This window comes from Pseudoalteromonas sp. S3431 (assembly GCF_000690035.1).
GTDB lineage: Bacteria > Pseudomonadota > Gammaproteobacteria > Enterobacterales > Alteromonadaceae > Pseudoalteromonas > Pseudoalteromonas fuliginea.
The window spans coordinates 1-12,678 of record NZ_JJNY01000088.1; the positions used below are offsets into that span (position 1 = coordinate 1).

12 protein-coding genes are annotated in these 12,678 nt (G+C 39.4%); 9 read left to right on the forward strand and 3 right to left on the reverse strand.

The genetic code is table 11. The features are described from left to right. Nucleotides 1-353: 353 nt before the first annotated feature. From DO88_RS02700 to drt4, 7 genes are all read left to right on the forward strand, one after another. Entirely contained in the window at nucleotides 354-1,529 is a 1,176-nt protein-coding gene (locus tag DO88_RS02700) for an exo-beta-N-acetylmuramidase NamZ family protein (RefSeq protein ID WP_033040725.1), read from the forward strand. Between the two features lie 9 nt (nucleotides 1,530-1,538). Further along, nucleotides 1,539-3,197 (forward strand): penicillin binding protein PBP4B, encoded by a 1,659-nt coding sequence (gene pbp4b / locus DO88_RS02695; RefSeq protein WP_033040726.1) that lies wholly within the window; start codon nucleotides 1,539-1,541, stop codon nucleotides 3,195-3,197. 191 nt (nucleotides 3,198-3,388) lie between these two features. Then, the gene (locus tag DO88_RS02690; protein ID WP_007378824.1) at nucleotides 3,389-4,765 is read left to right on the forward strand and encodes a Na+/H+ antiporter NhaC family protein; all 1,377 of its coding nucleotides are present in this window, start codon (nucleotides 3,389-3,391) and stop codon (nucleotides 4,763-4,765) included. A gap of 152 nt (nucleotides 4,766-4,917) precedes the next feature. Then, nucleotides 4,918-5,559 carry a hypothetical protein gene (locus tag DO88_RS0118435; RefSeq protein ID WP_232224828.1) on the forward strand — a complete coding sequence of 214 codons (642 nt, stop codon included), beginning with the start codon at nucleotides 4,918-4,920 and terminating at the stop codon, nucleotides 5,557-5,559. Nucleotides 5,560-5,576: 17 nt separating this feature from the next. Continuing rightward, complete coding sequence (locus tag DO88_RS19165; protein WP_232224829.1) at nucleotides 5,577-5,738, forward strand: hypothetical protein; 162 nt, start codon at nucleotides 5,577-5,579, stop codon at nucleotides 5,736-5,738. A 564-nt stretch (nucleotides 5,739-6,302) separates the two neighbouring features. Continuing rightward, nucleotides 6,303-7,373 carry a hypothetical protein gene (locus tag DO88_RS02685; protein ID WP_007378822.1) on the forward strand — a complete coding sequence of 357 codons (1,071 nt, stop codon included), beginning with the start codon at nucleotides 6,303-6,305 and terminating at the stop codon, nucleotides 7,371-7,373. Nucleotides 7,374-7,936: 563 nt separating this feature from the next. Next, entirely contained in the window at nucleotides 7,937-9,580 is a 1,644-nt protein-coding gene (gene drt4, locus DO88_RS02680; protein WP_007378821.1) for an antiviral reverse transcriptase Drt4, read from the forward strand. Between the two features lie 55 nt (nucleotides 9,581-9,635). Here drt4 and DO88_RS02675 read toward each other — a convergent pair whose 3' ends face one another. From DO88_RS02675 to DO88_RS02665, 3 genes are read right to left on the reverse strand one after another with little or no spacing between them, the layout of a single operon-like run. After that, complete coding sequence (locus DO88_RS02675) at nucleotides 9,636-10,259, reverse strand: hypothetical protein (protein ID WP_008137275.1); 624 nt, start codon at nucleotides 10,257-10,259, stop codon at nucleotides 9,636-9,638. Beyond that, nucleotides 10,246-10,854 carry a sigma-70 family RNA polymerase sigma factor gene (locus DO88_RS02670; RefSeq protein ID WP_033040728.1) on the reverse strand — a complete coding sequence of 203 codons (609 nt, stop codon included), beginning with the start codon at nucleotides 10,852-10,854 and terminating at the stop codon, nucleotides 10,246-10,248. The genes DO88_RS02675 and DO88_RS02670 overlap by 14 nt, the downstream gene beginning before the upstream one ends. A gap of 14 nt (nucleotides 10,855-10,868) precedes the next feature. After that, on the reverse strand, nucleotides 10,869-11,504 hold the full coding sequence (locus tag DO88_RS02665; protein ID WP_033040730.1) for an energy transducer TonB: 636 nt from the start codon (nucleotides 11,502-11,504) through the stop codon (nucleotides 10,869-10,871). Nucleotides 11,505-11,660: 156 nt separating this feature from the next. Between DO88_RS02665 and DO88_RS02660 the strand changes: the two genes are divergently transcribed. Both DO88_RS02660 and DO88_RS02655 read left to right on the forward strand, forming a co-directional pair. Next, nucleotides 11,661-12,167: a DUF3087 domain-containing protein gene (locus DO88_RS02660; protein WP_007378817.1), complete on the forward strand. Its 507-nt coding sequence runs from the start codon at nucleotides 11,661-11,663 to the stop codon at nucleotides 12,165-12,167. Nucleotides 12,168-12,192: 25 nt separating this feature from the next. Continuing rightward, entirely contained in the window at nucleotides 12,193-12,642 is a 450-nt protein-coding gene (locus DO88_RS02655; RefSeq protein ID WP_008137282.1) for a low molecular weight protein-tyrosine-phosphatase, read from the forward strand. Nucleotides 12,643-12,678 lie beyond the last annotated feature (36 nt).

The window sequence follows — 12,678 nt, forward strand, 5'->3', positions numbered from 1 at the left end:
CATCCCTAATCTTTAAATCTAGACTCCGAGCTTATTTATTCGTTGTAGCCGCAGAGCTTGCTCGCGTGAGAAGCGACAGCTTCTAATCTATAAAATTCACAGCAAAACATTTACGATCTACGCTCGTCGCGTCAGCAAGCTGCACGCCTACAAGCAAAACCATCCCTAATCTTTAAATCTAAACTCCGAGTTTATTTATTCGTTGTAGCCGCAGAGCTTGCTCGCGTGAGAAGCGCCAGCTTCTAATGGCTATATCTAATCACTATATCTAAGCCCACTTAACCCCTTTCTAAAGCTGCTCTTTAATATTACCTATGTTATTTTAAACACCTTGTTTAAAAGGATATTGCAGTATGTTTAAAACCCTATTTATTACGTTATTTTTTATTTTTAGCGCCATTTTTATTGCAAGCGTGCAAGCCAACGAAGCTAACAACTCACTTGTAGTAGGTGCGCAGCAATATGCTAAATATTTACCGCAGTTAAAAAATAAACGTGTAGGGCTAGTCGTTAATCAAACATCAATGGTATGGCACACTCACTTGGTAGATGCGCTGCTGACTAAAAATATTAATATAACTAAAATTTTTGCACCTGAGCATGGCTTTCGCGGCGATCACGATGCGGGCGCCCATGTAAAAAATGCCGTTGATGGTAAAACTGGTATTCCGCTTATTTCTATTTATGGTAAAAATAAAAAACCAAGCCAAGCTGCTTTAGTCGATGTTGATGTGATTATTTTTGATATTCAAGATGTGGGAGTGCGTTTTTATACCTACATAAGCTCTATGCACTACATGATGGAAGCCGCTGCAGAGCAGGGGATAGAATTTTTGGTACTCGACAGACCCAATCCAAATATCGCCTACGTTGATGGGCCAATATTAGAGCCAGAATTTAAATCGTTTGTAGGCATGCACCCAATTCCTGCTTTACACGGCATGACCGTTGGCGAACTTGCCAAAATGATCAAGGGCGAGGGCTGGATCAATAAAGCGGCCGATTTAAAATTAACGGTGATCCCTGTTGATCATTACACTCGCAAAAGTACTTACAGCTTGCCTGTAAAACCCAGCCCTAACTTACCTAACGATCAAGCCATTGCGCTTTACCCATCACTTTGCTTTTTTGAAGCAACGCCTATTAGCATTGGTAGAGGCACCGATTTTGCATTTCAAGTAATTGGCTATTCGCCAGTTGCATTAGGTGATTTTAATTTTACACCGCGCGCAATTAAAGGCGCTGCTTTAAACCCTAAATTTAAAAACCAAACCGTACAAGGGCTCGATTTAAGACAAGCAAATACCACAGGTTTAAATTTAACTTACTTGATAAATGCGTACACGGAGCTTAGTAAAAACAACATCTCGTTTTTTGAGCGCGCTGACTTTATGGATAAACTAGCGGGTACTAATAAATTGCGCTTAGCTATTGAAGCGGGGCAATCTGAGGCGCAAATAAAGCAAAGCTGGCAGGCGGGGCTTGCGCAATTTAAAGCGCAAAGAGCGCCTTACTTGCTATATAAATAAGGGCTAAGCATGTTTATCGCTTTAAAAAATCAAAGGTGTGGTTATATCAAACAAGCATTTATAGGGGCGTTAAGCTTTATTATTGTGGGTTGTAGTACACCACCTGAGCCTATTAGCTCGGTGCTACCACTTACAAAAAGCCAACTTGTAGAGCTGCCTAATGCACAAGTGGTTGTAACGTTTCCAGAGGTAAATCCAAGTAGCCGGTTTTATGTAAATAACCGAGGAACGTTTAAAGCTTACAAAGGGCGCGGGCAATTATTAATACAAAACCACAACGCACAAAGCGCCGATATTTACATTAATAATAAAAAGCTCAACGTTAACCAACTAAGCGCCAACACCTTATACAATTACAGTTTGGCAAAAAATACTCACAACGGTGTTAATACCTTTAAAGTTGAAAATATTCTCCCTGCTGGCGCAAGTTTAACGCTGCGTTTTGCATTTCCTACTTTAAGCGATGAACCAAAAAAGCATATAGATTTCAATGAAGTAGACACATTAATTGAACGCGATGTAAAAGCGGGTTTTCCTGGGGCTGTGTTGGCCGTTGTTAAAAATGGTGAGCTAATAAAATTAACCGCCTATGGCGATGCAAAGCAATACCAGCAAAGTGATTTAATGTTACTACGCCCAGAGCCAATGCAGACTAATACCTTGTTTGATCTTGCCTCAAACACCAAAATATTTGCCACCAACTTTGCACTTATGAAATTAGTAAGCGAAGGGCTGTTAAATATTAATAAACCCGTACAAAGCTACCTAAGCGAATATAAAGGTGAAGGGCGAGCAAAGCGCACAGTAAAAGACTTACTCACACACAGCGCTGGATACCCGCCAGTATTTGACTTTCATCGTAAAGATGGCAGCTACGGCGACGCGTTTTATTCGCAAAACAGTAAAACTACCAAACAGCTATTACTTACCAGCGTGCCTTTTAGTAGTAAATCATCTGGGCAGCCTATTTATTCAGATATTGATTACATGATTTTAGGCGTACTCATTGAGCGCATAACTGGGCAGCCCCTTGACGAATATCTAGAGCAGCAAGTGTACGCGCCACTAAAATTAACTAACACGTTATTTAATCCACTTAAAAAAGGCTTTAAGCCGCAGCAATTTGCAGCCACTGAGCTTAGCGGCAACACACGAGACGGGCGCATTAAGTTTGATAATGTTCGCACCAGTGTTTTACAAGGCCAAGTGCACGACGAGCGCGCTTACTACTCACTTGATGGCGTAGCAGGGCATGCAGGATTATTTAGTAACGCTCACGACTTAGCGGTGCTTTGCCAGCTATTACTAAATAATGGTGGCTACGGCAACCAACAATTATTTAGTGCCAGTGCCTTAGCACAATTTTTAACGCCGCAATCAAGCGATGAAACCTACGGGCTTGGCTTTAGGCTAGCTGGTAACAACCAAGCTAGGCGTTGGCACTTTGGTCCTTATGCGAGCGCGCAAGCATACGGGCACACAGGTTGGACGGGGACAGTAACCGTAATCGACCCCGCTTACGATTTGGCTATAGTTTTACTTACTAATGCTCGCCATAGCGCAATTAAAGGCTCGCAAAAACGTTACGAATTTACAGGTAAACAATTTGAAACCGCGCAGTATGGATCGGTGGTGTCGCTTATTTATGAAGCGCTACTAAATCAATAAGCTATCGTATAGGTTAAAACGTACTAACTGTGCCACCTTAAGTGATTTATTTACAGGTGACTTGAGTAAGCCAATCCATTAAGCTAAGCGGTCTATAAAACTAAGCCGGTTTATGTTGTTAGGCTTAACAAATAAGCGTTAAAACGCGTACAAAGCGAGGTTTACTCGCTAATAATTAAGGTTAACTTTTTATGCATTGGTATTCTATTTTACCGCCGCTAATTGCGATTGCTATCGTGTTTTGGCGAAAAGAAGTGATTATGGCGCTACTTGTTGCTGTTGCTTCTTCTGAGTTTTTACTCGCCTTTCAGGGTGAAGGTAATAGCTTGTTTGACACTTTTTTAAATACCATTGAACGTATTATTTCGGTTGCCAGCTCGCCAGGTAATACACGCATATTAATATTTAGTATTTTAATTGGTGCACTGCTTGCCTACATTCGCGAATCTGGCGGCGTTGCAGCAACCGTTAATATGCTAATGAACAAAGGTATTGCAAAAAGTAAGCGCCAAGTGGGATTTTTAACCATGTTTACCGGCATTGCGGTGTTTATAGAATCTAACCTGAGCGTACTTACCTCGGGTATTTTATCGCGTGGCTTATTCGACAAATTTAAAATGAGCCGAGCGCGTCTAGCGTACATTATTGACAGCACCAGTGCGCCAGTGTGTATTTTAATACTACTTAACGGCTGGGGCGCATTTGTACTTGGTTTGTTAGGTAACTATGAGCTAGGTGAGTCGGCTGTATCAGTGTTATGGGGCAGCGTAGGGTATAACTTTTACGCCATAATTACCCTTGTCATTGTTTTTTACACCATCGCGTTTGATAAAGTGCATGGCCCAATGAAAGAAGCCGAACAAAAACTAGAGCTTCAAACAACTGACTTAAAAGAAGAAGTAAAAGGCTCTAAAGCGCGTTACATGTTAATCCCGCTTATTACGCTTATTACCAGCATGGTTGGCTTTATGTATTACACCGGTAATGGTGTACTAGCCGAGGGCAGCGGTTCTAAATCAGTATTATATGCAACGGTTTTAGCCATTGTTGTCGCTTACTTTTTAATGATTGGCTCACGTAAATTTACGCATCATCAATTAGTTGATACCGGTTTTAAAGGTATGGGCGAATTAATGCCACTGGTCGCCATTGTACTGCTTTCGCTTACACTTGGCGCAAGCTTAAAAGAATTGGGTACTGGCGTATTTGTAGCATCGCTTGTTGGCGACTACCTACCTATTTACTTAATAGTACCGGTGCTGTTTTTAACCGGCGCGGTTATGTCGTTTACTACGGGTACATCGTGGGGCACGTTTGCTATATTAATCCCAATTGGTGTGCCACTTATTCAAGCGCTAGGTTTACCACCGTCGCTTGTTGTTGGTGCTATTTTGGGTGGTGGTATATTTGGCGATCACTGCTCGCCTATATCCGACACCAGCGCTGTATCAGCTATTGCATCAGGGTGTGACTTACTCACCCACGTTAAAACGCAGCTACCGTACGCCTTATTTGGCGGTGCATTGACGTTTATAGCGTACTTAGTAACAAGCATACTTGTGTTATAAAAACGTCTTATAAAAGTGTGCTGTAAATACTGAGTTTTAATTATTTATAAAATGCCTTGAAAGCCTGCAAATATGCAGGCTTTTTTAGAGCACAAAACAAGGATTATTTAAATGAAAAATAAAGCTTTGTCCTTTTTAGTTTTTTATTGTTTTTGAACGCATGCTCTTACCAAGAAAGCGAAACAGAACAAGCTAATAGGTTAGCAAAAACATACCAGCTCGATATAAAAACAGATAATCCAAAGCAATCTTATCCGAAAGATTTTACCGAAGAAGAGGGGACTTTAGCGAATGTTGAAGTGACTATAACCTCTTTAGATAGTGTTGCTGAAACTCTTGATGGGATTGAGTCTGCCTTGGGAGTTTACCCAGAAGGATTTATTTCTGAAGTAATTGATACTATTTATATTGTAGGCGCTATAACTATTGAAGGAGCTGCGGCTGGCGGAACTTATGGTTCTAGATGGATAGCTTTATCTAATGCTGCACAATGGAATGAAACAAAAGCTAACTATGAAAATGCGTATCGTGGAGTACATCATGAACTTAGTTCACTCATATTTAATAACTCACCATTTAGCGTAATGACATGGCAAAGTTTATTAAATAGAGATTGGAAGGCTGCAGTATCAAATTTTGAGGCACTTACAAAAGGTGAGTTAGCGCCAGATTATAGCGCAGGCTTTTTGTCTGATTATGGTAAAACATCTATGGGTAATGATTTTAATACTTACGCCGAATTTGCCTTTGCTGAACCTGAAAATTGCGGGAACTTGCCGCAACCTACCCAATAATAGCTAAAAAGCTGAGTTTGTTTATTACTGCGTATACGCAGTTTTCGGCTAAATATCAGCAAAACTTTGAAGAATATTTTACTCGAACGGGTTTAAGTGATGTTGCGGTAGAACCTGAAAATGTAGAAATGACGATTCATTTAGACTTGAGTAACATTAAGCCGAAAATTATCAGATAACGCTATTTGATTACGATCTTACGTTTTTAGCGTACTTAGTAACAAGTATGTTTGTATTAAAAAATACGATTTTTACATAGTTAAAAGCCTGATTAACCGCAGGTTTTTTTGTTTAAAAAAAGCTTACATAGGTTGGGTTGAGTGACAAGAAACCCAACTGTTCTACAATGCAGTTTGCACCTATAAAGCTAAGTATATGTATATCTTTTGTAGGCGCATAGCTTGCTAGCGCGTCGGGCGTTAGCCTGAAAAGTTAGATTTAGTATTTGCGCACTAGGTTACTCATCGACTACTGATTCCAGAGTCATAGTATTAAGCATGACATCTGTGTTTTAGTTTTGCATAAAACAAAATCCGCCCTATGCCTTCTTAAAAAGGACTATTCATTTTGATTTGAGGGACTTTAAGTCACAAGCAAACTAATAAAAAGTGTATTTTTGTTATTGTGAGCTTAAAAATTATTTTTAACAATTCTTTACTCTTTTAATTCATGCAGTAAGCAAGTAATGCTGAAACTGATATCGAGTTGTATTATGATTAATTTAAAAAGTAATAAGGCTAATAATGAAAATGGATCTAGATTCTAAACAGAGTGCACTTCAAAAAATATCAAAACAAAATGCACTTTCAGCTGCTTTAGGTGCTGCATTCTGGAGTGTTCCTATTTTAGTTCTATGGGCATTTCTGTTTGAGTTAAAACCAGCTGCAGGTCCTGTGATGTTACTCATTAGTGGTGCATTAGTTGGTGCAGCTGTACGGTTTCATGGTCGAGGATACGAGCGTTTATTTTCGCTAATAGGTTTAATTGCTCATGCTTGTATTGTATTTGTAGCGTGGGATTTGCAGATTATTCTTGTTGGTGGCGTTTTAGCGGTTATTTTAGTTGGGGTTTATATTTTTGGCGCATGGGGAGCTGCCTACATATCACGCATTAATGTATCAATGCACGACCATAAAGAATTTGATAAATTATTTGAATCTGCCGATTATCAAAAACAAAAAAAGCTAAAAAATAGATGGTTCATTGTACTTCCTGTCGTTAGTGTTTTAACGCTTGTTGCAGGTTTTATCACGGCAATAGGTATCGTTATTTTTCAGCAACAGCAGCATATTGATATTGAGGTACAACAACATCAGCAGCGTGCCGCTGAATTTCGTGGTAAGCATATTGAAACAAATAATGAAAACCTCGCCTCTATGAGCACCAAAAAAGCATTAACATATGCTTATGCGTATCAGTCAGGAAGACACTTCGATGAGCGAGGATATTATAAAGGAGCCTACCCGCAAGATAGCTTCCAAGCTTTAGTAATATTACGTTACCTAGCTAATGAAAAGAAAAACCCGCGCGCACAATTTATTTTAGGAAAAATACTTAATAACGAAAAAGGCCAGGCTTTATTATTACAAGCCGAAAAAGCAGGTGATGAATTTGCTATGCTTTATAGTATTTATGAATTTGGCTGTCTAATTGATGCGAAGAGAGGCAAACAGCTTCTAATGAGCTTTGCTAAAAATATAGAAGAGCAATCGGTTATTATTGACATACAGAGTATGAACAGCGACGACTTTAATGATCATTGTACAGTATTAGATAGTACTGAATTTGATTATCGTTATATACGAGATTATTAGTGAGTATTGAATTGAGAAGTATTGAGTTTCAATTCAAATCACTGCTCTAAGGTTTAGTTTTTTACTTTGAGTATTTAAAAACTTTATTTTAGATTTTGTGACGCATAAAGCTTCAGCCAAGAGGTATTGCCATGGATCCCTTTTTGTAATTTTATCTATGGGCGGCGACGTATTTTCTATTGCATCGGGAGGACTTACTTACCGGTGTTAAAACACGGCTATCGCCAGCTTATTTGATGACGGCCTGATACTTTTAACATACGTAGATTGAGCAGCACGAAACCCAACGGATCTCCAATGTAGTTTGCACCTATAAAGCCAAGTATATGTATATTTTTTGTAGGCGCATAGCTTGCTAGCGCGTCGAGCGTTAGCTAGAAAAGTAAAGTGCAGTATTTACGCACTAGAGTACTCGTCTACTACTGATTTTAGAGTCGTGCTATTAAGCGCGATATTTGTATTTTAGTTTTACAAGAAACAAGATACGGCTTTATGTTTTTTCACTTTAATAAACAGTGAATTCAGATAAGATACTTATACAAAAAATACGCAAAGGAATGTTTATGAGCCAGATTTTTGGTGATACAGATGATAAAAGGGCTTTATATGAAGCTCTAACTAGATACAACTATTTTCCAAATCAACGAGCAAATATAGGTGAGTTACCACCGAGTCTAGATACAAGGCAATTTACACCAGAGGTGGCAGAGGCTATTTCTAAGCTTGAAGAGACTAAAGGCAGATCTGGTTATGACTTAGTTGAATATAAGGCTACAAGATATAATAACGTGCCTAGAGTATTGGGACTTGTTCATCCCAGAGCTTACTCATCACTAGCCAAGTGTATACATGAGAATTGGGGAGAGCTGAAATGCGTTACTGAGAACGCAAATAGTATAATTAAGCCTGAGTTTCATCACAGTGAAAAGCGATTGGTTGTAATGAATTATGAAGCTCCATTCGTAAAAATTAGTCGCTCGCATACTTCTTCTTTTGCAAAACGATTTAGAGTTCACACTGATATAGCTAACTGTTTTAATAGTATTTATTCTCATGCGATTGCATGGGCTGCTGTTGGAGTTAAAGAGGCTAAAGCACAACAAAAAAGCAAAGAATGGTTTAACCGTTTAGATACCTACCAACGAAAAACTAAGCGTAATGAAACTCAGGGAATACCAATAGGTTCTGCAGCCTCTAGTATTGTGAGCGAGTTAATCTTAGGTAAAATTGACGAAGCCTTAATAAGTAAAAATTATGAGTTTCATCGATATATAGATGATTATACTTGCTACTGCTTGACTAGCGAAGACGCTCAAAACTTCATCCAAGATTTATCTAACTCTCTTGCTCTATATAAGCTGACACTGAACTTAAAGAAAACATCGATAATAGAGTTACCAGCGGCTTTTGAAGATGAATGGGTGTTAGATTTGAGAGGTGCACTACCAAGTCGCTTGGGTAATGCAGGCGAAAGCGAGCCCCAGCTATCTGCTGATGAAGCGCTTACGTTTTTAAATAAAGCTATTGGGATAAATAAAAGTACGCCTGATGGAAGTGTATTAAAGTATGCAATATCATTAATCATTAATTACTTAGATGAAGGTGCTAATGTAAGTTTATTGGAAGCTCTTCTGAACCTATCGTGGCACTACCCAGTTTTACTCCCGTTATTTGACAAATTATTAGGCAAAGCAGAGATAAGTGCAGGGGTTTTCGAGCAACAATTAAATGTAATAATAAGAGAAAATGCTGATAAGTTCCGATCTGATGGTATGTCTTGGCCGCTTCACACGATGTTAATTAATAACGTCATCCCAAAAACAGAAACGGCTGAAAAGGTCATTGCGAGTGGTGATTGTGTTGCAATTACTTTGTTATTAGAAATGCATGACTTCAATGAAATGATCGTTGAGTTCGCACAAACTATAATTGATGATGGTGATAACTACGAAAAAGATAACTATTGGTTATTACTTTACCAACTATACCTAAAGGGCTTAATTGATAATCCGTATGATGACAAAGTATTTGAGTGTTTGAAAAAACACAAGGTTAATTTTATACCTAAAAATACGCTTACTGAAGCTGAAAAAAAATGTGATGAAATTCATAGTGAAATGGGAACTAACGCATTTAAAAAAGTATTTTCAGAAATTAAGGGGATACCGGTTAATGAAAAACCTAATGGGGACTCACCTGCTTTTTAGTTTCTAATAAACAGTTACGACCTAATTCTATTAGGTCGTAAAATTAAATTATCACCTAAGCCCCACACTGCCTAACTCCAGCTCCCGCATGTTTAAGCGCAATAATTTGCCCTTTACCGTTATGCGCCATAGCGAGCATATCACCCGTATTTAGACCACTTTCTACTGCGTGTTTACCTTTTAAATCACTCAACAGCGAATACTTAATTTGCACGAGTACCTCGTCGTTACAGCTGGCTATGTACCAGTCGTTATCTACCTTCACTAGAGTGCCGTATTCTATATGGCGTTGTTGGTGGCGGCGTAAATCGTTAGCTAATTGACTATCAAGCGCGTGTTTTTGCTCGTTTATGGAGCTTGCGTAGCTACCAGCTTGGTTTATTTCGTGTGTTTTTATAATTGAATAGTCGTGAATATCTATAGTGTTAAGTGCGGTGTTATGTACGGTTTTAGGCGTGGTATTTATGCTGTTGTTATTATCAAACACAATAAATGCAAACACACCCAGTGCGCAGGCTAGGCTGGTTAGCTGTAGCGTAAAGCCGATCTTTTTAGGCTTTGCATGCACAGCGTTATTAAGTAGCGCTTTTTGCTGAGCGCTTGTAAGTGTAGTGCGCGCTTTTCGCTCTTTAAAGTGTTGTGTGAGCTTTTGATCAAGCGGCTCATCAGGCTTGTTCATTGTTTGCTCCTAATAAACGTTTAAGGTTTTGTTTGGCATAGCGCAGCCTTGTTTTAATGGTCTCAAGGTTGCTTTGCGTTATAAGCTCTATGTCGGTGAGCGAAAAGCCTTCTTGTTGCAATGTTATGGCTTCACGCTGTACAAAGGTAAGTTGTTTTAGCGCAGCGTCGAACGCGTCATAACTTATGTTTGAGCTGCCTATATGCGAGTCTCCACTAGTTAAGTCACCACTATTTAAGTCGCTTTCGCTCTTATCATTTTGTGCTGCTAAATACGTATTTTCGTCAAGCTCTACAAAGTGCTGTTGCCTGCGGTATTCGTCAATGAGTGTGTTGCGGGCAAGTTTAAACAACCACGCTTTAGGTGTGGTTTGCGCTTGGTAAAGGTGGCGTTTTTCGATTACTTTTAGCCATGTTTGTTGGCTTACGTCGTATGCTAAATGCGTATTAGATTGCGTAACAAGGTAGTGGTATAAGTCGTTACTGTAGAGGGCAATAAGCTGCTCTAAGTAACGATTGTCGCCACTTTTTGCGTAACTTGCCATGCAGTCCTTGCTTGGCGTTTCAAATAACCATGACTTAATACTTAGTAGCATAGGCGTTTAGTCCATTAAATAGAGTTATCTAATTTAAAATCGAGCTGTACGGTTTGACCTGTTTGTAATTGTGCCACACCTTCAATTACTTTGGGGCGATATTTCCAGCGTTTAATTGCTCTTATTGCTTCGCGATTAAAGGTGCGTTTGGGTTCGGCGTTAATAACTACTGGGTCGATTACTTCCCCCGTTGGCGAAATACTAAAGCTTAGTTGCACCCAACCTTCAATACCATCGCGCGCTGCTGTAGTTGGGTATTTAGGGTTTATGCGCACTATGGGTGTTGCATCCCCTGTTGGGCGATTAATGGTGTTGTTAAAGTCGTCACCAAAATCATCAATTGTAACTGGCGTAAAGTCGCTAATTGCCAGTACAGGATCCGCTGATGTATCAAGCAGTGGTGCTTTTGGCGGCACTTTAGGCATTGGCGGTGGCGGCTGTATTTTTTGTATATGCCTGACTTTTGAATCCTCAGGTGCCTGAAAAATCTCTACTATAATATCGCCCCCTGGTTTAACCGGTGCGCGTTGCTCGCCACTTATTAAATATTGCATAAACGCAAAAGCTGCAAAGGTCATTGCGGCGCCGCCAATAACGGCGGTCGATGTTTTAATAAATACTGGGTTGTTAGGTACTTCAAGTGTGTGCATAAGCCGCTCCAAATTTTATTGACCACTACAATTAGGGGGTTTTCAAAGCTATAACGGGTGGCAAATCAAAAAGGGGTGAAATAATTTTATAAAAAATCTGGGGTTTAGTTACAATAGCCATTCGCATTCTTTTACTTATTAACTTTTTAGGCTGTTATGCAACTCATTGAAATAAATAAAGCGCGTTATCGTAAACATTTAAACCGTGTTATTGCAGGATGTGGTATTGGTTTGGCTGTAGGCAGCTTGGCTATATCGCAAACGCTGATTGCTTTATTTCCTGATGAAAGTGGTAGCCACTTTCATTGGAACTTAATAGGTGTTGCTATTACAAGCGTTGGGCTTGCGTGGTTACTTCATAAATACCGTACACATAGCTTTATGACTGAAGTTGTTTATGTGTGGGAACTTAAAAAAGCACTTAATAAAATAACCCGTAAAATGGCTAAGTTAAAAGCCGCTGGCCGTGAAGGCAATGCCGATGCGTTATTAGCGATTCATTATAGCTACGCGGGCTCTCGGTTATTGTGGCAGCTAGACGATAATCTAATCACCATGGACGATTTAGCCATTAAACAAGCTGAGCTTGAATCTGTTGCAGCGCAACACAACGTAACGCTAAATGCTGATGAGTATGATGCGAGCATTTTAAAACAGTTTTAGTTTTTAATGTTTAAAGGAGTGTCTAATGAAAAAAATATTAGTTGTTTGTTTAGGTAATATTTGCCGCTCGCCAACCGCAGAGGCGGTATTAAAAGCCCGCGCTAAAAAGCTCGGTGTTGATGTTAAAGTTGATTCGGCTGGCACTATTGGTTATCACGAAGGTAAAACGCCTGATAGTCGCTCAATGGCTGCAGGCGAAAAACGTGGTTATAGTTTTAAAGGTATTTATTCGCGTAAAGTACGCACAAGTGACTTTACTGAATTTGATTTAATTTTAGCGGCCGATACACAAAATTTAGCTGATTTAAAAGCCCAGTGCCCTGCGCATTTACAGTACAAATTAGCGTTGTTTTTAGAGTTTGGTGAACAGAGCGTTAGTGCGATTCCCGATCCTTATTACGGCGGTGATGATGGCTTTGAAAATGTGCTTGATTTAATTGAAGCCGCAAGCGACAAAATACTGTCAAAAATTTAAAAGGTATGGTTAAGTTATAGTTAATGAATGACTGTT